Source organism: Methylopila sp. Yamaguchi (genome assembly GCF_002897035.1).
GTDB lineage: Bacteria > Pseudomonadota > Alphaproteobacteria > Rhizobiales > Methylopilaceae > Methylopila.
In genome coordinates, this window is the sequence record NZ_BAUX01000024.1 from 1 (window position 1) to 20,329 (window position 20,329).

Annotated in this window: 20 protein-coding genes; 11 read left to right on the forward strand and 9 right to left on the reverse strand. The window is 71.2% G+C overall.

Annotation, left to right across the window (positions count from 1 at the left end):
• Positions 1-1,212 (reverse strand): ATP-dependent helicase HrpB (gene hrpB / locus METY_RS19665; protein WP_103123091.1); only part of this gene is annotated, 1,212 nt, incomplete at its 3' end.
• A 54-nt stretch (positions 1,213-1,266) separates the two neighbouring features.
• On the reverse strand, positions 1,267-1,800 hold the full coding sequence (locus tag METY_RS19670) for an invasion associated locus B family protein (protein WP_103123092.1): 534 nt from the start codon (positions 1,798-1,800) through the stop codon (positions 1,267-1,269).
• 287 nt (positions 1,801-2,087) lie between these two features.
• On the opposite strand from METY_RS19670, the gene METY_RS19675 reads away from it, so the two are divergent.
• Together METY_RS19675 and METY_RS19680 are read left to right on the forward strand one after the other, a co-directional pair.
• Positions 2,088-2,636, forward strand: coding sequence for a sigma-70 family RNA polymerase sigma factor (locus tag METY_RS19675; protein WP_103123093.1), 549 nt, complete (start codon positions 2,088-2,090; stop codon positions 2,634-2,636).
• 47 nt (positions 2,637-2,683) lie between these two features.
• Positions 2,684-3,670 (forward strand): NADPH:quinone oxidoreductase family protein, encoded by a 987-nt coding sequence (locus METY_RS19680; RefSeq protein WP_103123094.1) that lies wholly within the window; start codon positions 2,684-2,686, stop codon positions 3,668-3,670.
• A gap of 465 nt (positions 3,671-4,135) precedes the next feature.
• Here METY_RS19680 and pgm read toward each other — a convergent pair whose 3' ends face one another.
• From pgm to METY_RS19695, 3 genes are all read right to left on the reverse strand, one after another.
• Complete coding sequence (gene pgm / locus METY_RS19685; protein WP_103123095.1) at positions 4,136-5,782, reverse strand: phosphoglucomutase (alpha-D-glucose-1,6-bisphosphate-dependent); 1,647 nt, start codon at positions 5,780-5,782, stop codon at positions 4,136-4,138.
• A 138-nt stretch (positions 5,783-5,920) separates the two neighbouring features.
• Complete coding sequence (locus tag METY_RS19690) at positions 5,921-6,424, reverse strand: retropepsin-like aspartic protease family protein (protein WP_103123130.1); 504 nt, start codon at positions 6,422-6,424, stop codon at positions 5,921-5,923.
• A gap of 131 nt (positions 6,425-6,555) precedes the next feature.
• Positions 6,556-7,404 (reverse strand): DUF1194 domain-containing protein, encoded by an 849-nt coding sequence (locus tag METY_RS19695; RefSeq protein WP_103123096.1) that lies wholly within the window; start codon positions 7,402-7,404, stop codon positions 6,556-6,558.
• A gap of 154 nt (positions 7,405-7,558) precedes the next feature.
• Here METY_RS19695 and METY_RS19700 point away from each other — a divergent pair, with 154 nt between their 5' ends.
• From METY_RS19700 to METY_RS19720, 5 genes are all read left to right on the forward strand, one after another.
• Positions 7,559-7,975, forward strand: coding sequence for a cytidine deaminase (locus METY_RS19700; protein WP_103123131.1), 417 nt, complete (start codon positions 7,559-7,561; stop codon positions 7,973-7,975).
• The gene (locus METY_RS19705; protein WP_103123097.1) at positions 7,972-8,775 is read left to right on the forward strand and encodes a purine-nucleoside phosphorylase; all 804 of its coding nucleotides are present in this window, start codon (positions 7,972-7,974) and stop codon (positions 8,773-8,775) included. The genes METY_RS19700 and METY_RS19705 overlap by 4 nt, the downstream gene beginning before the upstream one ends.
• Positions 8,765-10,087, forward strand: a complete 1,323-nt coding sequence (gene deoA / locus METY_RS19710; protein ID WP_103123098.1) for a thymidine phosphorylase — start codon at positions 8,765-8,767, stop codon at positions 10,085-10,087. The genes METY_RS19705 and deoA overlap by 11 nt, the downstream gene beginning before the upstream one ends.
• A gap of 32 nt (positions 10,088-10,119) precedes the next feature.
• On the forward strand, positions 10,120-10,749 hold the full coding sequence (upp, locus tag METY_RS19715; RefSeq protein WP_103123099.1) for a uracil phosphoribosyltransferase: 630 nt from the start codon (positions 10,120-10,122) through the stop codon (positions 10,747-10,749).
• 623 nt (positions 10,750-11,372) lie between these two features.
• The gene (locus tag METY_RS19720) at positions 11,373-12,914 is read left to right on the forward strand and encodes an FAD-dependent oxidoreductase (protein ID WP_160147395.1); all 1,542 of its coding nucleotides are present in this window, start codon (positions 11,373-11,375) and stop codon (positions 12,912-12,914) included.
• Between the two features lie 109 nt (positions 12,915-13,023).
• On the opposite strand, the gene METY_RS19725 is transcribed toward METY_RS19720, so the two are convergent.
• Positions 13,024-14,706: an acyl-CoA dehydrogenase family protein gene (locus tag METY_RS19725; protein WP_103123132.1), complete on the reverse strand. Its 1,683-nt coding sequence runs from the start codon at positions 14,704-14,706 to the stop codon at positions 13,024-13,026.
• 38 nt (positions 14,707-14,744) lie between these two features.
• The gene (locus METY_RS19730; protein ID WP_103123101.1) at positions 14,745-15,707 is read right to left on the reverse strand and encodes a DMT family transporter; all 963 of its coding nucleotides are present in this window, start codon (positions 15,705-15,707) and stop codon (positions 14,745-14,747) included.
• A gap of 184 nt (positions 15,708-15,891) precedes the next feature.
• Here METY_RS19730 and METY_RS19735 point away from each other — a divergent pair, with 184 nt between their 5' ends.
• A complete protein-coding gene (locus METY_RS19735; protein WP_244593753.1) occupies positions 15,892-16,782 on the forward strand; it encodes a YihY/virulence factor BrkB family protein in 891 nt (296 codons plus the stop codon).
• Positions 16,783-16,904: 122 nt separating this feature from the next.
• A complete protein-coding gene (locus METY_RS19740; RefSeq protein ID WP_103123103.1) occupies positions 16,905-17,330 on the forward strand; it encodes an OsmC family protein in 426 nt (141 codons plus the stop codon).
• Between the two features lie 190 nt (positions 17,331-17,520).
• Here the strand turns inward: METY_RS19740 and METY_RS19745 are convergent, their stop codons facing one another.
• Together METY_RS19745 and METY_RS19750 are read right to left on the reverse strand one after the other, a co-directional pair.
• A complete protein-coding gene (locus METY_RS19745) occupies positions 17,521-18,072 on the reverse strand; it encodes a cytochrome b (protein ID WP_103123104.1) in 552 nt (183 codons plus the stop codon).
• Positions 18,014-18,895, reverse strand: a complete 882-nt coding sequence (locus METY_RS19750; protein WP_103123105.1) for a RibD family protein — start codon at positions 18,893-18,895, stop codon at positions 18,014-18,016. The genes METY_RS19745 and METY_RS19750 overlap by 59 nt, the downstream gene beginning before the upstream one ends.
• 198 nt (positions 18,896-19,093) lie before the next feature.
• Between METY_RS19750 and METY_RS19755 the strand changes: the two genes are divergently transcribed.
• Positions 19,094-19,759, forward strand: coding sequence for a carbonic anhydrase (locus METY_RS19755; RefSeq protein WP_200819744.1), 666 nt, complete (start codon positions 19,094-19,096; stop codon positions 19,757-19,759).
• A gap of 25 nt (positions 19,760-19,784) precedes the next feature.
• Positions 19,785-20,324 carry a formaldehyde-activating enzyme gene (gene fae / locus METY_RS19760; protein WP_103123106.1) on the forward strand — a complete coding sequence of 180 codons (540 nt, stop codon included), beginning with the start codon at positions 19,785-19,787 and terminating at the stop codon, positions 20,322-20,324.
• Positions 20,325-20,329 lie beyond the last annotated feature (5 nt).

A 20,329-nucleotide genomic window follows, 5' to 3' on the forward strand; every position in this document is an offset into this window, starting at 1 on the left:
GAGAGCGCCGAGGCCCGCGAGCAGCGCGCGCGCCTCGGCGACGGCGGCCTTCGGCGGCGGGTCGAGAAAGGCGAGGGACGCCGGATCGCTCACGCCCCAGGCGGCGAGGTCGAGCATAAAGCCGCTGAGATCGCTCGCCAAAATCTCAGGCTCGGCGAAGGGGGGCAGGCTCTGGGTCGCGGCCTCCTCCCACAGCCGGTAGCAGACGCCGGGCTCGGTGCGCCCGGCGCGGCCGCGGCGCTGGTCGGCGGCCGCGCGGGAGACGCGGGCGGTCTCCAGCCGGGTGATCCCAAGCGCCGCTTCGTGCCGGGGCACGCGGGCGAGACCGCTGTCGATCACGATCCGAACGCCCTCGAGGGTGAGGGAGGTCTCGGCGATCGAGGTCGCGAGCACGACCTTGCGGCGGCCGGGCGCGGCGGGGGCGACCGCCCGGTCCTGCTCCCGCGGGTCGAGGCCGCCGTGGAGTTCGACCACGTCGACGTCGGGCCCGAGGTCCGCTTGCGCCAGTCGCTCGGCGACGCGGCGGATCTCGGCGCGGCCGGGGAGGAACATGAGCGCGCCGCCGCGCTCTTCGGCGAGCGCGCGCCGGATGGCGGAGGCGGCGGCGTCTTCGACGCGCGTCCGGGCGTCGCGAGGTGAATAGCGGGTTAACACGGGGTGAACCCGGCCCGCGCTTTCGATGACGTCGGGTTGACCCATCAGAGCCGCGACGCGCGCGCCGTCGAGCGTCGCCGACATCACCACGATCCGCAGGTCCTCCCGCAGCCCGGACTGGGCGTCGAGCGCGAGGGCGAGGCCGAGGTCGGCGTCGAGCGAGCGCTCGTGGAACTCGTCGAACAGGACCGCCGCGACGCCCTTCAGCTCCGGGTCGTCGACGATCATCCGCGCGAACACGCCCTCGGTCACCACCTCGATCCGGGTGCGGGGCCCGATCTTGGAGCCGAGCCGGACGCGCAGGCCGACCGTCTCGCCGACGCGCTCGCCAAGCGTCGACGCCATGCGGTCCGCGGCCGCCCGGGCGGCGAGGCGGCGGGGCTCCAGCACGATGATCTTGCCGTCGCCGCGCCAGGGGGCGGCGAGCAGGGCGAGGGGCACGCGGGTGGTCTTGCCGGCGCCGGGCGGCGCCACGAGCACGGCCGAGGACCGCTCGGCCAGCGCCGCCGTCAGGCGCGGCAGCGCCTCGTCGATCGGGAGCGGGACAAGGTCAGCCATGGCCGCGGAGGAAGCATCTCCGCCGGGCCCGTGGCAAGGGCGCCGCTCAGACGCTCAGCGGCATTCCTTGTCGATGCGGTCGAGCGCGGCGGAGATGCCGGCCAGCGAATAGGTGTCGGTGGTCACGTTGCCGCGGAGCGAGGTCGCCTTCACCGTCATGTCGGAGCCGCCCTTCATCGCTTGGATGAGCTTCGCCTCCTCCTCGGCCGACTGCATGAAGGCGCCGTCCGCGCGGGTGTAGAGCGAGAAGTTCTGGCCGCCGACGCCGAGCTGCACCGCGCTTTCGGCCTTGGTCGAGAATCCGACCACGATGCTGACCTCGTTCTTCACGCTGTCCTTGGGCCGGTTCGAGATGAAGAAGTAGGCCGGATCGCGGTTCAGGCCCGCCGGCCTGCGGGAGCCGGGCTGCGCCAGCGCGTAGCAGACTTTCCCCGCCTTCACTGCGGCCGAATAGGCTCCCCACGCGTTGTACTTGCCGAGTTCGACCGGCTGCGCGCCCGGCGCGCCCTGCGCTGCGGCCGGGCCCGCCGGCGTGAGCGCGACGGCGCCGAGAGCGAGAGCGAGGGAGAGGCGGGTGCGAGCAGGCATAGGCGTGTCTTTCAGTCTGGTCCGCGGCGCTGGAGGACAGGCGCTGCGGGGCGGCCCGGGAGAGGGCGGCGGAGCGCGCGAACGCGCGCCCACGGCCGTCGGCTCGTGGTGACTGCCATGAAGCTACGTCAAAAGTTTAGAAAATTTGACCAAGCCCGCCGCTTATCCGGTTACGAGAAGTCATGCTTTAGTGAGTTGACGTCGGTTTCGGCGGCGCGCGCCGCGCCACGGCGGCGAGGGAGCGGGCGGACGGACGGGTGACTTCGGCGGGCGATCTTTCAGCGGCGATGGCGAATCTTGTCGCTCGCGTCGCGCAGGACCGTGACCGCGAGGCCTTCGCGGCGCTCTATGACCATTACGCCCCGCGACTCGCGGCCTACCTGCAGCGTCTCGGCGCGGACCCGGCGCTGGCTGAGGAGGTCGCGCAGGACGCGATGGTGGCGCTCTGGCGCAAGGCCGCTCTGTTTGACCCCGCGAAATCCTCCGTCGGCACCTGGCTCTACCGAATCGCCCGCAACCGGCGGATCGACCTCTTGCGTCGGGCGCATGGCGCGACGGTCGAGCTCGACGAAGCGATCGTCCCAATCGACGACGCGCCCCAGGCCGACGTCGCGATGGCGGCGAACGAGCGCGACGGCATCGTCCGCCGGGCGATGGAGACCTTGCCGCCCGAGCAGCTGACGCTGGTGCGGCTGGCCTTCTTCGAGGGTCGCTCCCACAGCGAGATCGCCGAGTCCGAAGGCCTGCCGCTCGGCACCGTAAAGTCCCGCATACGGCTCGCGTTCAGCCGCCTGCGCCGCCGTCTCGAGGGCGACGGCCTCGTCGACGCGAAGTAGCGCGGCGGCCTCATCCAAGTCTCTCATCCCACAACGGAGCGAACCGCATGAAGGCCGTGCTCTGCACCGAGCTCGCCGGCTATGAGGCCCTGAGCCTCGTCGACCTGCCCGCGCCTGCGCCCGGCCCCGAGGAGGTCGTGGTCGACGTCGCCTACGCCGCGCTCAACTTCTTCGACACGCTCATCACCAAGGGCGCCTACCAGACCAAGCCCGCCTTGCCGTTCTCGCCCGGCGGCGAGATGTCGGGCGTCGTGGCGGCGGTCGGCGACCGGGTGGAGGGCCTTGCGGTCGGCGACCGGGTCGCGGGCTACCTCGGCTACGGGGCCTGCCGCGAGCAGGTCGTGGTCCGCGCCGACGCGTTGACGCTGGTGCCCGACGAGCTCGACCTCGCCAAGGCCGCCGGCCTCATCATCACCTACGGCACCACCCTGCACGCGCTCGCCGACCGCGGGCAGCTCCGCCGGGGCGAGACGCTCGCGGTTCTGGGCGCGAGCGGCGGCGTCGGGATCGCGGCGGTCGAGATCGGCAAGCTGCTTGGCGCGCGGGTGATCGCCTGCGCCTCCTCCGACGACAAGCTCGCCTTCGCCCGCGCCCGCGGCGCCGATGAGACGCTGGACTACGCCGCGGAGGACCTCAAGACGCGGCTGAAGGAGCTGACCGGGGCTAAGGGCGTCGACGTGGTCTACGATCCGGTCGGCGGCGCCTCGACCGAGGCCGCCGTCCGGGCGCTCGCCTGGCGGGGCCGGCTGCTCGTCATCGGCTTCGCGGCCGGCGAGATCCCCAAGCTGCCGCTCAACCTGCCGATGCTGAAGGGCGCCGACGTCCGCGGCGTGTTCTGGAGCGCGCACGCCGAGCGCGAGCCGGAGGCGAACCGGGCGGAGCTGGCCCGCCTGTTCGCGTGGGCCGCCGACGGCGACATCTCAGCCCCGGTGGACGTCGTCCTGCCGCTCGACGAGACGATCGAGGCCATCGGCCGCATCGCCCGCCGCGAGGCCAAGGGCAAGGTCCTGGTGCGCGCGAGCGGAGCGGGGTAAGGGCGCAACGCCCAGACGCCTGAAGAGCTTGAGGTCTCCTAGGTCTGTCGGTCAGACGCGGGGATCTCTCCTCGCGCCGGAGGCGTGGGGAGGGTGGCCCCGGCGCAGCCGGGGTCGGGTGGGGCCTTTTGGGCGTAGACGTTCGAACGGAGCGGGGTCTGCGGAAGCGCCCCACCCAGCCGGGCTTCGCCCGTCCACCGGCCCCTATCCAAGGGGAGGGATCCCGCGATCTATGCGGCGCAGAGGCGGCGGCAGTCGGCGGAGACCGCCCCTACTTGGACGCGTTCTCTCCCTGCGTTGGAAATCAGCCCACAAAACGCCGCGGTTGCGTCCTGGCCCTGAGCCAGGACCCAGACGCGCGCCGGCGGAAGAAGGACGCGCCTGCGTGGCGGTCTGTTCGGAAAGGAGGGCCGTTATGGGCCCCGGCTCAAGGCCGGAACATGACGGCTTGGTTCCGAGCGCCCCTCAGCCCCCCAGCGCCTTGGTGACAATCTCGCGCGCCTCGGTCTGGATGCGGGCGAGATGCTCCGGGCCGATGAAGCTCTCCGCATAGATCTTGTAGACGTTCTCCGTGCCCGAGGGCCGCGCGGCGAACCAGCCGTTTTCGGTGGTCACCTTCACCCCGCCGAAGGCCTCGCCGTTGCCGGGGGCGTCGGTCAGCCGGGCACGGATCGGCTCGCCGGCGAGCTCCTCGCCGGGAATCTGCTCGGGCGAGAGCTTCTTCAGCACCGCCTTCTGCTCGGGCGTCGCGGCGGCGTCGACGCGGGCGTAGACCGGCGCGCCGAGCTCGCGCGTCAGGTCCTCGTAAAGGGCGCCGGGATCCTTGCCCGTCACCGCCGTCATCTCGGCGGCCAGCAGGCCGAGGATCAGCCCATCCTTGTCGGTGGTCCAGACCGAGCCGTCGCGCTTCAGGAAGGTCCCGCCGGCGCTCTCCTCCCCGACGAAGCCGAGCGAGCCGTCGGTCAGCCCGTCCACGAACCATTTGAAGCCGACCGGCACCTCCACGAGCTTCAAGCCAAGCGAATCCGCGACCCGGTCGATGATCGAGCTGGACACCAGCGTTTTGCCGATGGCGGGCGAACCCTTCCAGTCTGGGCGGTGGCGGTAGAGGTAGGCGATCGCGGTGGCGAGGTAGTGGTTCGGGTTCATCAGCCCGGCCGAAGGCGTCACGATCCCATGGCGGTCGGCGTCGGGATCGTTGGCGAAGGCGACGTGGAAGCGGTCCTTCAGCGCGATCAGCGACGCCATGGCGTAGGGGCTGGAGCAGTCCATGCGGATCTTGCCGTCCCAGTCCGCCGTCATGAAGCTGAAGGTCGGATCGACGCGGTCGTTGACCACGGTGAGGTCGAGCCGGTGGCGCTCGGCGATCGGCGCCCAGTAGGGCAGCCCCGCGCCGCCGAGCGGATCGACGCCGATGCGCACGCCCGCAGCGCGGATGGCGTCGAGATCGATCACGTTGGCCAGGTCGGCGACATAAGGCGAGATGAAGTCGTGGCGGGTGACGTTCGGCAGGCGGAGCGCGCGCTGCAGCGGAATGCGCTTCACGTCCCTGAGGCCGCCGGCGATCAGCTCGTTCGCAGTCTTTTCGATCCAGCCGGTGATCTCGCCGCCGGCCGGTCCCCCGTTTGGCGGGTTGTACTTGAAGCCGCCGTCCTCCGGCGGATTGTGCGACGGCGTAATCACCACGCCGTCGGCGAGGCCCTGCGTCCGGCCGCGGTTGTAGGCGAGGATCGCGTGGCTCACGACCGGGGTCGGCGTGTAGCCGAGCGCCTCGTCCACCACGGTCTCGACGCCGTTCGCGGCTAAGACCTCGACAGCGCTCGCGAAGGCCGCTTCGGACAGCGCGTGGGTGTCCTTGCCGACATAGAGCGGGCCATCGATCCCGGCCTTGGCGCGCCAGAGGCAGATGGCCTGGGCGACGGCGAGAAGGTGGGTCTCGGTGAAGATCGCGTCGAGCGACGAGCCGCGGTGGCCGGAGGTGCCGAAGGCGATGCGCTGCGCGGGGACGGCGAGGTCCGGTTCGCCGGTGAAGTAATCCGTCATCAGCTTGGGCACGTTCACCAGCCAGGACGGCTCCGCCGGCTTGCCTGCGCGTTCGCTGATCTCGGCCATCGTCGTCTCCGCGTCGTTTGAGGCTCTCGTTGCGCGGGAGTTATAGGACCGAATGGGCCGCGGGCGCGGCGACGGCGAAAAAAGTCGGCCGGGGCGGGGGTAGAGCGCGGCCCTTCGCGCCCGCTGCCGGCGCGCGCGCTACCGCTCCAGCGTCAGGTGTCCGGCGTTGGCCTCCATGCGGCGGAGGCGGCTGAGGAAGCTCATGCCGAGCAGGTTGCCGTCCATAGCGCCGCGGGTGAGCACCAGCGCGGCCACGTCGCGCACGATGATCGACCCCAGGCGGACGTCGCGCAGCACCACGCGCTTGGCGCCGACCTGGCCGTTGGCGGTGGAGACGGCCACGTCGAACCTGTCGCCGCCGCTGACGAGGCCGAGCGCTAGGCCCTGCTCGTAGGACAGCGCGACGACGCTTGCCCCGGTGTCGACCAGCACCGGCACGCGACGGCCGGAGATCAAGGCTTCCGCGCGGTAGTGCCCGTCGGGTCCGGCGCGCAGCGTGAGGACGCCCCCGTCGGCGGCGTCAGGCGCCTTGGCCGTCGCCGGGCGCGCGGACGGCGCCGCAGGCGTCGTCTCCGCCCGCTCCAGCACCTGCGGCGCGACGAAGGCGGCGCCGGCCACCAGCCCGGCGGTCACGAGCAGCATCTTGATCACGCGCAACGTCTCCCGGACCGGCGGCTGTCGATCGAGCCTCGAGCCTCCGGCGCCGGGGTTGGGACGGGGTTAAGCGGCGGGCGGCCTTTCGCGGGATGGTGAACCGGAGGTCAAGACCGCCCTCAGTTCCCGAAGCGGTCGCGCCAGAGCTGCTCGCCGACGGTGCAGGACGACGGGCCCTGGGCGACGCCTGCGGCCGGAACGGCCGTCAGGGTCTCGGGCTCCGCCGGGGCCGCGGGCGGAAGCCCCGCGATCTCCATCACCAGTTTGGTCCGCACCGCGTCCGGGAACTGGTCGACCGAGCGCACCGGCAGCACGAAGGCGCCGGGGCCGCCGATGACGCAGTCGCGGTAGTAGGCGTCGAGGTCGCCGAGATCCATCATCGCGGAGCTCGGCCGCTTCAGCATCAGCGGCAGGCCGTTGATGACCACGCCGCGCTCCAGCACCTCGTCGCGCACGCGCTCGACCATCTCGCCCTGGTTGTTCGGCCCGTCGCCGGAGACGTCGATCACCTGGCGCAGCCCGCGCACGCCGCTCGCCTCGAAGGCGCGGGCGGAGTAGGCGAGGGCGCCCGAGATCGAGGTGCGGTAGGCCCGCCGCAGCGGCTGCGCCGCGAGCGCCGCGGCGAAGGCCTGCGCGCTTTCGGGGCCGTCGATGATGCGCCAGGGAACGATCGTCGCCTGCTCCTCGGAGCCGGCCCACTCGACGTAGGTCACCGCGATGCGGCCGAGCAGGCCGTCCCGGATCGCGTCCAGCACCGGCTTCGACACGATCGCCGCGCCGTAGCCCTCGCGCTGCACCTGCTGCTCTTCGGTGTCCATCGAGTAGGAGATGTCGACGGCGAGCACCAGCTCGAGGTCGACGTCGGTCTCCGCGGGCTGCGCGGCGAACGCGGCGGAGCCCGCGAGCGCCGCAAGCGGAAGGACCATCCGGATCGACGCCCGGAGCATGCGCACCGCGATCGCACCCATGCAGCCAAGCCTCCTCGAAGCCCGTCATGGCGGATACCTACCAAGGTGCCACCGCTGTCCGAGCAGCGCCAGCGGATAAGCGACGCGGCCGGCTGGCCCCGGCGCGCGGGGGCGGTCTATGCTGCCCGGCCCGCCGCAGGACCTTAAGGACCGCATGACCGACGCGCCGACCGTGGCCGCCCTGTTCGACGCCGCGGTCGCGGCCCGGGCCGCGGCCTATGCGCCCTACTCGCGCTTCCGCGTGGGCGCGGCGCTCGCGACGCCCGAGGGCGCGATCCACGCCGGCTGCAACGTCGAGAACGCCGCCTACCCCGTGGGGACTTGCGCCGAAGCCGGCGCGATCTCCGCCATGGTCGCGGCCGGCGGGCGCCGGATTGCGGCGATCCTGGTGCTCGGCGACGGACCGGCCCTCTGCACCCCCTGCGGCGCCTGCCGCCAGCGCATCCGCGAGTTCGCCGCCGACGGCGCGCACGTGCTGGCCGCAGGGCCCGAGGGCGTGCGCGCCCGCTTCACCCTGGAAGAGTTGCTGCCGGCCTCCTTCGGGCCTGCGAACCTGGAGACGCAGCCATGACGTCCGCCGCCGACCGGATCCGCGGCCTCGCAGGCGGCGCAGCCATCGAGACCGCGCTGGTGCTCGGCACCGGCCTTGGGGTCGTCACGGAACGGTTCGAAGACGCCCACCGGATTGCCTTCGCCGATCTCGAAGGCTTTCCGGCGGGCGCCGTCTCGGGCCACGCCAAGCGCGTCGTGGTGGGAACGTTCGCCGGCAAAAGGGTCGTTGCGCTGGACGGCCGCGCCCACCCCTACGAGGCCGGCGACGCCGCCGCGATGCGGCCGGCCTTCGCCACCTTGAAGGCGCTCGGCGTCCGCCGGATCGTGCTGACAAACGCAGCCGGCTCGCTCGATCCGGCCACGCCGCCCGGCGCGCTGGTCGCGATCTCGGACCACATCAATCTGACGGGGCTCAACCCTCTGGTCGGCCTCGCCGGCGACGAGCGCTTCGTCGACATGGTCGACGCCTATGCGCCGCCGCTCCGCGCCGCGCTCGCCAAGGCGGCCGCCGCGGAGGCCGTTCCGCTGGGGGAGGGGGTCTACATGTATTTCCCCGGCCCCAGCTTCGAGACGCCGGCGGAGATCCGCGCGGCCAAAGTTCTCGGCGCCGACCTCGTCGGCATGTCGCTCGCGCCGGAGGCGGTGCTGGCGCGCTGGGCCGGCTTCGAGCTCGCCGCGATCTCGGTGGTCACCAACCTCGCGGCCGGGCTCGGCGCGCAGGGGCCGAGCCACGCCGAGACCAAGACGGCGGCGGCCGCCGGCGCGGCGGCGCTGACGCGCCTGCTGACGCGGTTCGTGGAGGGGCTGGATGGCCTCTGACCTTCCGCCGCAGGAGCTCCTGCGCCGCAAGCGCGACGGCGCGCGGCTCTCGGCCGGGGAGATCGGCGCGCTGGTCGCCGGCGTCGCCTCGGGAAGCCTGAGCGACGCGCAGGTCGGCGCCTTCGCCATGGCGGCTTTCCTCCGGGGTCTCGACCGCGACGAGACGGTGGCGCTGACGCGCGCGATGACCGCCTCGGGCCGGACCCTGAGCTGGGACGACCTGCCCGGCCCGGTGGTCGACAAGCACTCGACCGGCGGCGTGGGCGACACGGTGAGCCTGCTGCTCGCGCCGGCGCTCGCGGCCTGCGGCGCCCATGTGCCCATGATCGCGGGCCGCGGTCTTGGCCACACCGGGGGCACCGTCGACAAGCTGGAGGCGATCCCGGGCTATGCGGTCCGGCCCGCCCTCGACGCGCTTCGGGCGACAGTGCGCGACGTCGGCTGCGCCATCGTGGGCCAGACCCCCGACCTCGCGCCGGCCGACGGCAGGCTCTACGCGATCCGCGACGTGACCGGCACGGTCGAGGCGATTCCGCTGCTCACCTCGTCGATCCTGTCGAAAAAGCTCGCGGCGGGCCTCGGCGGCCTCGCCATGGACGTGAAGACCGGCTCCGGCGCCTTCCTGCCGGACGACGACGACGCCCGGCGGCTCGCGACGAGCCTTGTCGAGGTGGCGAGGGGCGCGGGGCTTCCCACGGTCGCGCTGCTCACCGACATGGACCAGCCGCTGGCGAACGTCGCCGGCAACGCGTTGGAGACGGCCCACGCCGTCGCGGTTCTCGCCGGCCGGCGCAGCGACGCGCGGCTGATGGAGGTGACGTTGGCCTTGGGCGCCGAGGCGCTGCTGCTCGCGGGCCTGACCGGCGACGCCGCGGCGGGCCGCGCGGCGCTGGAGCGCGCCTTCGCCTCGGGCGCCGCCGCCGAACGCTTCGCCCGGATGGTGGCGGCGCTCGGCGGACCAATCGACCTGATGGAGCGCCCCGACGCCCATCTCGCGGGCGCCCCCGTGGTGGTCGAGGTCGCGCCCGAGACCCCGGGGCGGGTCGTGCGGATCGAGGTGCGGGCGCTCGGCCTCGCGGTGGTCGGCCTCGGCGGCGGCCGTACGCGACCCGACCAGACGATCGATCCCGCGGTCGGGCTCGACCGGCTTGCGCCCGTGGGGGCCGAGGTCGGACCGGAGCGGCCGCTCGCGAGGGTTCACGCGCGCGACGCCGCGGCCGCGGACCGGGCCGCCGCTGCGGTTCGCCGCGCTTACGAGATCGGCGTCGGGGCGGTCGCGGAACGGCCGCTGATCCAGGAGCGGATCGCGTGAACAGTCCAGATCCGGGGAGCTTGGGGGCTACGATGGCGCAAGTGACGGTGATCGACCATCCGCTGGTGCAGCACAAGCTGACCCTGATGCGGGACAGGGAGCGCTCGACCGCGGACTTTCGCCTGCTGCTGCGGGAGATTTCGCTGCTGCTCGCCTATGAGGTGACGCGCGACCTGCCGACGGAGCTGGTGGACATCGATACGCCCGTCGCGCCGATGCGCGCGCCGAAGATCTCCGGCAAGAAGCTCGTGTTCGCCTCGGTGCTGCGCGCCGGGAACGGGCTGGTGGACGGCATGCTCGACCTCGTCCCGGCGGCGCGCGTCGCCCATGTCGGCCTCTACCGCGACCACGACACGCTCGAGCCCGTCCAGTACTTCTTCAAGGCGCCGGCGGGCCTCGGGGATCGGCTCGTGATCGTGGTGGATCCCATGCTCGCGACCGGCAACTCCATGGTCGAGGCGGTGGAGCTGATGCGCCGCAAGGGCGCCCGCGACATCCGGGCGCTCTGCCTGCTGGCCGCGCCCGAAGGCGTGAAGCGGTTCGTCGAGGCCTGCCCCGGAGTGCCGCTGTTCACCGCGGCGATCGACGAGCGGCTGAACGAGCTCGGCTACATCGTCCCCGGTCTGGGCGACGCCGGCGACCGGCTCTACGGCACGAAATAGCATCGACGACAGAAGGAAGCGCCCGCCGAATGGCGCCAACAATGTGTGGCGGAACGCAGCGGCTATCCCCCGATTGGCCGCCGCGTTCCGCCGACACGTCCCTGACGGGACTTCGTTCGGCGACCGATTGTTGCGTCGAAGGGCTTGTCTCCGACATATGATCGCCTGCTGATGACCAGAATGATGCCAAAATTAAGCGGCGTCAATCGGGGAGATAGCGAGTCATGAAAGCAATTTTTGCGCGATCAAGAGGTAAGATACAATCATAGAGATTGCCGCGCGCTTCCGTTCGGCGCTGCGTCGAGCGATTAAGTTACTGTAGTTGAATGAAAAATTTACTCATCGCCCTATGAAGGCCCGTCAGGCGTCTGACCTCGTGCAATGTGCCTGTCAGGGATGCTGTCCTGTCCTAATTCACAGATTTTTCTTGTAGGCTAACGACGCCGGATCTACGCTGTGGCGTGAGGACGGCGCCGCCGCTTGGATACGAAGCCGGCAGCGCCGTCTGGCGATGCGCCACGCCCAATCCTCCACGCGCCGGGCCCTAAACGGACGCCAGGATCGGGGCGCCGAGGCGTCGCGACGCATGCGAAGCCATACCGTCGTCGCTGATGCTGGGGGGCATGGCCGTGACGCTGATCCTGACGCGTCGCACTTTTGTCGCCGGCGCCGCCGCGAGCGTTCTCACAGTCTCGGGCGGGCCTGCCTCGTCCGCGCTCCACTTCGACGTCGTGGTCTATGGGGCGACCTCCGCGGGCGTCATCGCCGCCTACGCCGCGGCGCGCGAGAACCTGCGGGTTGCGCTGGTCGTCGGGCCAAACCCGATCGGGGGCATGACCGCGAACGGGCTCAGCCGCTCCGACGCCAACGCGAAGCAGCCAATCGGCGGTCTCGCCGGACGCTTCTTCACGGCGATGGGCGCGCACTATGGCCTGCCCAAAGCGTTCCGGTTCGAGCCGCACGTCGCCGAGGCCTTCTTCCGCGGGCTGTTGGACGAAGCGGGGATCGTGGTGTTTCCCGGCGACGTCAATGAACGGCGCCCGCTCGCGCGGGACGGCGCGCGCATCAAGTACCTGCTGCTGGAGGACGACACCCATCTCGCCGGCAAGGTCTTCATCGACGCAAGCTACGAGGGCGATGTCCTGGCCGCCGCGGGCGTGTCCTACGAGGTCGGCCGCGACGCGAAGCGGGCCTATTCCGAGCCCACGGCCGGCTTCGGGGTCGCCCAGCTGCCGAAAACCAAAATCACCGTGCGGGACAGCGCCGGCCGCCTGCTGCCGCTGGTGCGGCCGTTCCCCAGCCTCGCGATCGGCGCGGCCGACGCCGGCGTCATGGGCTTCAACTACCGGCTGAGCCTCACCAACGTCCCAAGCGATCGCCGCCCGTTCGAGCGGCCGCGGACCTACGATCCCGACCTCTACCTGATCGATCTGCAGCGCAGCTATTCCGGCGACGCGTTCCATGCCGGCGGCGAACTTCCCGGCATCGCGAAGGTCGATCGCAACAACGACGAGCCGGTCGGCGCGAACTGGGCCTATCCCACCGCCACCCGGGCGGTGCGGCGGCAGATCAACGACTTCCACGCCTCGTACCAGGCCGGGCGGCTGTATTTCTTCGCCACCGATCCGAGACTTCCGCAGACGTTCCGCGACAGCGTGAACGAATGGGGCCTTTCCCGCAGCGAGTTCGCCAACAACGACAACTGGCCGCGCCAGCTCTACGTGCGTGAGGCGCGGCGCATGAACGGGCAGTTCAAGCTCCACCAGCGCTACACAAACCGCGGCGCGCGCTTCGCGGACGGCGTGCTGCTGTGGGGCTACGACTACGACAGCCACCCCACCCAATATCTGGCCGACGTCAACGGCAAGCTCGTCATCGAAGGCAGCAACGCCAAGGACACGCCCGGGATGGGCGCGCAACGCTACAGCCTGCCGCTGCGCGCGCTGCTGCCGCAGGAGCATGAGTGCATCAACCTGATCGTGCCGGTCTGCGCCTCGGTGACACGAGTGGTGAACTGCAGCTACCGGATGGAGCCCGCCTACATGATGGCGGGCGAGGCGGCGGGCGTCTGCGCCGCCCACGCGGTGCGGGGCGCCTCGACCGTGCAGCAGGTCAACCGCCGCGGCGTGGTGCTGGCGCTCACGGGGTACGGCGCGGTGCTTTGACCGCGCGGTCGCGGGCCCGGGGCGGCAGCCCGACGCGGCCGATCCCTCTCCCGCGGCCGCCGAAGGTCGGCGGAAGTCCTAAGGACCTATCGCCCGGCGCTTGAAGCCCTCAGGCCCCCTGCTCCAACAGGCGTCGGGCGATGACCTGGGCCTGAATCTCGGCCGCGCCCTCGAAGATGTTGAGGATGCGCGCGTCGCAGAGCACGCGGGAGATCTGGTACTCGAGCGCGAAGCCGTTGCCGCCGTGGATCTGCAGGGCGTTGTCGGCCGCCGCCCAGGCGACGCGGGCGGCGAGCAGCTTCGCCATGCCGGCCTCCAGGTCGCAGCGGTGGTCCTTGTCCTTCTCGCGCGCCGCGAAATAGGTGATCTGGCGCGCGATCTGGACCTCGACCGCCATCATCGCGAGCTTGTCGGCGACGCGCGGGAAGGCGACGATGGCCTTGCCGAACTGGGCGCGCTCCTCGGCGTAGCGCAGGCCGATGTCGAGCGCCGACTGCGCCACGCCCACGGCGCGCGCCGCGGTCTGGATGCGGGCGCTTTCGAAGGTCTTCATGAGCTGCTTGAAGCCCTCGCCCTCGACGCCGCCAAGCAGGTTCGCGACTGGGACCTCGAAGCCGTCGAAGCCGATCTCGAACTCCTTCATGCCGCGATAGCCCAGCACCTCGATCTCGCCGCCGGACATGCCGGGCGCCGGGAACGGGTCGCCGTCGGTGCCGCGCGGCTTCTCGGCCAGCAGCATCGAGAGGCCGCGGTGGCCGCGCTCGTTCGGGTCGGTGCGCACCAGCAGCGTCATCAGGTCGGCGCGGACGGGGTGCGTGATCCAGGTCTTGGCGCCGTTGACCTTGTAGACGTCGCCCTCGCGGGTGGCGCGGGTCTTGAGGCTCGCGAGGTCCGAGCCGGTGTTGGGCTCGGTGAACACCGCGGTCGGCAGGATCGAGCCGTCGGCGAGCTTCGGCAGGAAGTGCGCCTTCTGCTCCTCGGTGCCGCCGCCCATGATCAGCTCGGCGGCGATCTCGGAGCGGGTGCCGAGCGAGCCGACGCCGATGTAGGCGCGGCTGAGCTCTTCGGAGACCACGCACATGGCCTCCTTGCCAAGGCCGAGCCCGCCGTACTCCTCCGGGATCGTCAGGCCGAACACCCCGAGTTCGGACATCTTGGAGATGGTCTCGAGCGGGATGTAGGCGTTGGCGAGATGCCAGGCGTGGGCGTAAGGCGCGACCTCGGCGTCGGCGAAGCGGCGCATCTCGTCGCGGAACTGGCCGTGGGTCTCGTCGAGGCCGCTGTCGCCGAAGCCGGCGCGGCCGTCGGCCTCGCGCATCAGGTCGACGAGCGCGGCGCGCGCTTCCGCGGTTCCGCCGTCGGCGATCAGCTCGCGGCCGGCGTCGCCCAGCAGTTCGGCCGGTCGGCCGGCGTCGAGGCCAAGATCGGTCGCGCGCAGGATCTCGCCCTGGTTCATCGGGATGCCGCCGATGAGCTGCGCGACGTACTCCGCCGCGCCGATCCGCAGGATCGCCTCCTCGATGGCGCCATAGCGGCCCTCCTGGGCGAGACGCTCGCTCCAGTGGTGCAGCTCGCGCAGCGCCATGCGGTAGGTGGCGAGCCAGGCAAGGCCGTGAGTCGCCCGCTGCTCGCGCTCCAGCAGCCCCGGGTCGAGCCGGTCGCCCTTCAGAACCTTCGCCCGGACCGCCGCGGTCGCTTCCGACAGCAGCGCGTCGAGCGCCGGCAGGACGGACGCGAGTCGGGCCGCGGGGCTTTCGGCCTCGGCGGCGAGGGGCTTTGCTACGGCGGTCATGCAGGAGGCTCCGATGGCGCGCACGACGTCTGGGCCGATCAGGCCGACGGTCGCGATCTCTCGGCCGCATCCTCCCCGGCGGGGACGTTCGCCGCAATGCACCCTTCGGCGGACGCAGGCGCGCCTGCCGCCGTTCCCGCCGCAAGCCCGACCCCGACGGCGGCGAGCGCCATGCCCGCAAGCTGGATCGGCGAGAGCGTCTCGCCGAACAGGAGGTAGGCCTGAACCGCGGCGGTCGGGGGCACGAGATACATCAGCGCGGCGACGCGGGAGACCTCGCCGCGCTTGATCATCGCCAGCATCAGCATGATCGCCGCGATCGAAAGCACGAGCACCGACCAGGCCATGGCGATGATCGTCTCGCCGGTCCAGTCGATCCGGGTCGCGCCGGTCGCCCAGACCAGCGGCGCGGTGACGGCGAGCGCGCCGAGGTACTGCGCCGGAGCCAGCGTCCGCAGGTCCGAGCCGGCAAGCGAACGCTTCTGGTGCAGGGTCGCGGCGGTGACGGCCGCCATCGCCAGCACGTTGACGGCGATCGGCAGGCCAAGGCCGCCGAGGCCCTCCGTCGCGCCGCCGGCTGCGAGTTTCGGCGCGACCACCGCGGCGACGCCCGCGAAGCCGAGCGCGACGCCGAGCCAGCGGCGGGTCCCCAGCCGCTCTCCGAGCACCGGGCCGGCCGCGAGCGCCGTGAACAGCGGCTGCAGCGCCGCGATGAGCGCCGAGACGCCGGCCGGCACGCCCTGCGACACCGCCCACCACACGCCGCCGAGATAGACCCCGTGGAGCAGCGCGCCGTTCAGCAGCGCATGGCCCCATTCGCCGCGCGTCGCCGGCCAGCGGGCGCCGAGGACGACGGCGAGGGGCGCGAGCAGCGCCGCGGCGCCGACATACCGTGCGATCAGGAACGCGAAGGGGTCGGCGTGCGGGGCCGCGAGCTTGGCGACGATCCAGCCGGTCGACCAGATCAAGATGAAGACGATAGGCGTCAGGCGCGCGATCATGACCAACTCCGGGGACGCTGTCTCCTCGACCGCTTCGTCGCCGCGCTCAAGCGCAAATCGCCGATGGCTGCATCGCGCGCGGCGATGGCGCGCTGTAGCCGCGCGCTGCGCGGACTCCATTTCCGCCGCGGCGGCGCTACATTCCCGCCACATGCGCAAAGGTTTGCGGGACGCGTCGGCTTCGGTGGTTTGGCTGGTTTGGGACGCGCTCCAGCGTTTCGAGCGCGACGACGGCTGGGCGATCGCGAGCCACGTCGCGCTGTCGGGCCTGCTCGCAATCTTCCCCTTCCTGATCTTCGTGACCGCGCTCGCGGCGTTCCTCGGCGCGGGCGCCGAGACCTCGACGATCGTCCATCTGATCTTCGACACCTGGCCGTCGGGCGTCGCCATGCCGCTCGCGACGGAGGTTCAGAAGGTCCTGACCACGCCACGCGGCGGCATTCTCACCATCGGCGTGCTGCTGACGCTGTGGGTGTCGTCCTCCGCGGTGGAGTCGCTGCGGATCGCGCTCGGCCGCGCCTACGCCTCGCCCACCTCGAAGCCGGTCTGGCTCGCGCGGCTGCAGAGCATCTGGTTCGTGATGCTCGGCGCCTTCGGCCTGGTGGTGGTCGCGATCTTCATCGTGCTCTGGCCGATCCTCTGGGGCTTCGCCCTCACCTATGTCTCGAACTATTTCCCGGAGTACGCCGTCTCCTTGGTGAATCTCGAGTTCGTCAGCGATCTGGCGCGCTACGGGCTGACGATCGTGGTGGTGACGACGGGGCTGGTCCTCACCCACCTCTGGCTCCCGGGCGGTCGCCGGAAGGTGATGGACGTGCTGCCGGGGGTCGCGATCACGGTGGCGCTCTGGATCGCGGGCGCGACCGGCTTCTCGATCTACCTCGCCCGCTTCGCGAACTACGCGTCCACCTACGCCGGGCTCGCGGGCATCATGACGGCGATCGTGTTCCTCAACGTCTCGGCCGCGCTGTTCATCCTCGGGGCCGAGTTCAACGCCGCGCTCGCGGCCCGTCGCAAGGCGCAGTTCGCCGGAAAGCAGCTGAGCGGCCCGACGGCGGCGCAGCCCGCCGAGTGACGCGTTCCCGCGCGTCTCTGCACGCGGGGCGTGCGCCCGCTCGCCCCTGACGATCCGATCCCCCGCCCTAATTCGTCTCTCAACGCCGCCAAAACGGCGGCCGGCCCCAAGGAGATTGACGTATGAAGCGCACTGGCAGCGCCGTTTGGAACGGCTCCGTCAAGGAAGGTTCGGGCAAGGTCTCGACCGAGAGCGGAGCCCTCTCCGACCTCAACTATTCGTTCAAGAAGCGCTTCGGCGATGAGAAGGGCACCAACCCGGAAGAGCTGATCGGCGCGGCCCACGCCTCGTGCTTCTCGATGGCGCTTTCGCTGATGTTGGGCGAAGCCGGCTTCACGCCGGACGAGATCAACGCCACCTCGGCGGTCTCGATCGAGCAGCAGGGGGGCGGGTTCCAGATCACCTTCATCGATCTCTCGGTGACGGCCAAGGTGCCGGGCATCGACGAGGCGCAGTTCAAGGAGATCGCGACCAAGGCGAAGGACGGCTGCCCGGTCTCCAAGGTGCTCAACGCAAAGATCAACTTCGAGGCCTCGCTCGCGGGCTGAGTTCCCCCTGGGCTGCGGCGCGGGCCGGACAGGCTCGCGCCTCGGGTCCCGGCCTTGAGCCGGGACTGAGAAACGCGGCGCTCGCAAGAAGGTGCGGGACGGGCGCGCCATCCCGTGGCCGCACGGGTCCGGGTCCCGGCCCAAGGCCGGGGCACGAGCGTTCCGGCTCCAGCCCTGGCTTGAGGCAGCGTCAGGTCATGCGCGCCAGCACCGCGTCCTTGAGGAATAGCCGGTGGTAGAGCGCCGCGGCGACGTGGAGAAGGATCAGGCCGCCAGCGACGAATCCCAGCGTGGCGTGCACGGCGAGGATCTGCTTCGACAGCTCCTTGTTCTCCGACATGATCCTCGGCATCTCGAACAGCCAGAACACGGGGACCGGCGCGCCGAAGGCGTTTGAGCCGGCCCAGCCCAGGATCGGCATCACCAGCAGGATCAGGTAAAGCGTCCAGTGCACCGCGTGCGACAGGCCGATCTGCCAGCGCGCCAGCGTCGGCTCCGACGGCGGCGGCGGGTTGGTCAGCCGCCAGGCCAGCCGGACGATCATCAGCGTGAGAATGACGATCCCGGTCGATTTGTGCAGGTCGTAGATCGTGTTCTTGGTCGGCCCGTCCGGAATGCTGTCGAGCGACAGGCCGACGATGATCTCCGAGATGACGAAAATCGCCACCACCCAGTGCAGCACCTTAGCCGTCGGCGTGTAGCCGCCGGCTGCGGGCGTCCTCGTTGAGGCCGTCAGCGTCATGGCTTACCCCTCCTTCCGCGCGCCGGTTCTGAGCCGAGCGTCGCATGTCGCAATCGAACAGGATGTCTTCGCCGAGCGTGAACGCGGCGGCGACGGGCCGGCGCGCGAGGTCGAGCCGGTCGATCGGCGTCAGCGCGAGGCCCGCGCGCCCCGACCCGACCAGCAGCGGGGCGACCATCACATGCAGCCTGTCCACCAAGTCCGCCTCGATGAAGGCGGAAACCGTCGACGCGCCTCCCTCGATCAGCACCCGGCGCAGGCCGCGGCGCGCAAGCGCGGCCACGACGTCGCGCGGTTCAATGCGGCCGGCGACGGCCGGCAGATGAACCGTCTCCACCCCGGGCGCGGCGCAGTGCGGCGCGCCCTCCGCCCGGATCACGATGCGCCGCGTTCCGTCGTCCGCGAGCAACCGCGCGCCGGCCGGCATGCGGCCCGCGGGGTCGATCACGACGCGCGCCGGCGAGACGCCCTCGACCCGCCGCACCGTGAGCTGGCAGTCGTCGGCGCAGACCGTTCCGACGCCGACCACGACCGCTTCGACGAGCGCCCGCAGGCGGTGCAGGTGATCGAGGCCGCCGGGACCGTTGATGTAGTGCGAGGCGCCGGTCACCGTGGCGACGCGGCCGTCGAGCGATTGACCGATCTGGGCGACCACAAGGTTGCGCGGGGCCGCCGTCGGCCCGAGCATCCGCAGCAGGGGATGGGACCTGAGATGCGCCGGCGGCGTCGCGCCGTGGCGTACGGCGCGAACGGCCGCCCAGGCTGCGGCGTCCAGCGCGTCGTCCTTCGGCTCGAGAGCCTCGGGCGAGGCGGATGCGATCATCGGCGTCCGATCCTAAAGGCGGCGTTGCTCATGCCCTCGAACGGTTCCAGATAGACCCGCCGCGGCGTTCGGCCAGACGGCTCGCGCGAAGATGAGGCCGCGACCCTCTGCGCGATTGACGGGCGCCCGGCCGGCGTGGTCCGTGCGCCCGGCGCCATTTCCTTTTCAACCCTACGCGGCGACAGGGGGCAGCGGTTCATGAATGACGGTCACAGCCCCGCGACGACGCCCGAGCGGGCAGGTTCGCTGGACGCTCTTTTCGACGGTTACCGGCGGTTCCGCGCCGAAGCCTGGCCCGAGCTGCAACGCCGTTTCGAGCAGCTCGCCAAGGGGCAATCGCCGAAAGTGATGGTGATCGGGTGCTCGGACAGCCGCGTGGATCCGCAGCAGATCCTGGGGGCGGCGCCGGGACAGCTGTTCGTGCTGCGCAACGTGGCCGCGCTGGTGCCGCCCTACGCGCCGGATCAGGCGCATCACGGCGCGAGCGCCGCGGTCGAGTTCGCGGTGCGGGTGCTTCAGGTCCACCGCATCGTCGTGCTGGGCCACGCCGGCTGCGGCGGCGTGAAGGCGCTGTTCCAGGGCGCGCCGGCCGAGGCCTCGGACTTCGTGGTCAATTGGATGGGCATCGCCGAAGAGGCGCGCGCCAAGGTCGACCCGTCGCTCGACTGGGACGCGCGCGAGAGGTTGGCCGAGCAGGCCTGCGCCGAGGTGACGGTCGCGAACCTGATGACCTTCCCTTGGGTGCGCGAGCGGGTCGAGGAGGGATCGCTCTCCATCTCCGCCATGCATTTTGGCGTCGCCAACGGCTGCCTCCGGTGTCGCGACGACGCCCGAGGCGTGTGGTGCGACGTGCCGACGGAATGACGACGACCTTCATAGGAGCTTTCTGATGACCGACATCATCTTCCGCGCCGGCGAGGCGACCGTTCTGGCCGCCGAGGGCCAGGCGACCGACGCGATGCCGGAGGTTCTGATCGGCGCGGTCAACGGCCCAGTCGGCCAGGCCTTCGCCTCGATGCTCGGCCAAAGCGTCGGTCACACCCGCATGTTCGCGGTGCGCGACCTCAACCAGCTGGTCCGCCCCGCCACGCTGATGACGTCGAAGGTGACGATCCCCGGCGCGGAGTACGTCGACCTGCTCGGCGGCGTCGTCCAGGGCGCGATCGCGGACGCCGTGCTCGACTGCGTCATCGACGGCGTGATCCCCAAGGACATCGTCAACGAGATCTGCATCATCGTGACGGTCTGGCTCGATCTCCGCTGCGCGGAAGACCCGAACCTCGACAAGCCCGACCTCTATCGCACGAACTACGAGGCGATGAAGCTCGCCATCAAACGCGCGATGAACAACGAGCCGACGATCGACGAGCTGATCGCGAACCGCAAGACGATCAAGCACTACGCGCTCGACGGCGTCGTCGAGTACTGAGCGCG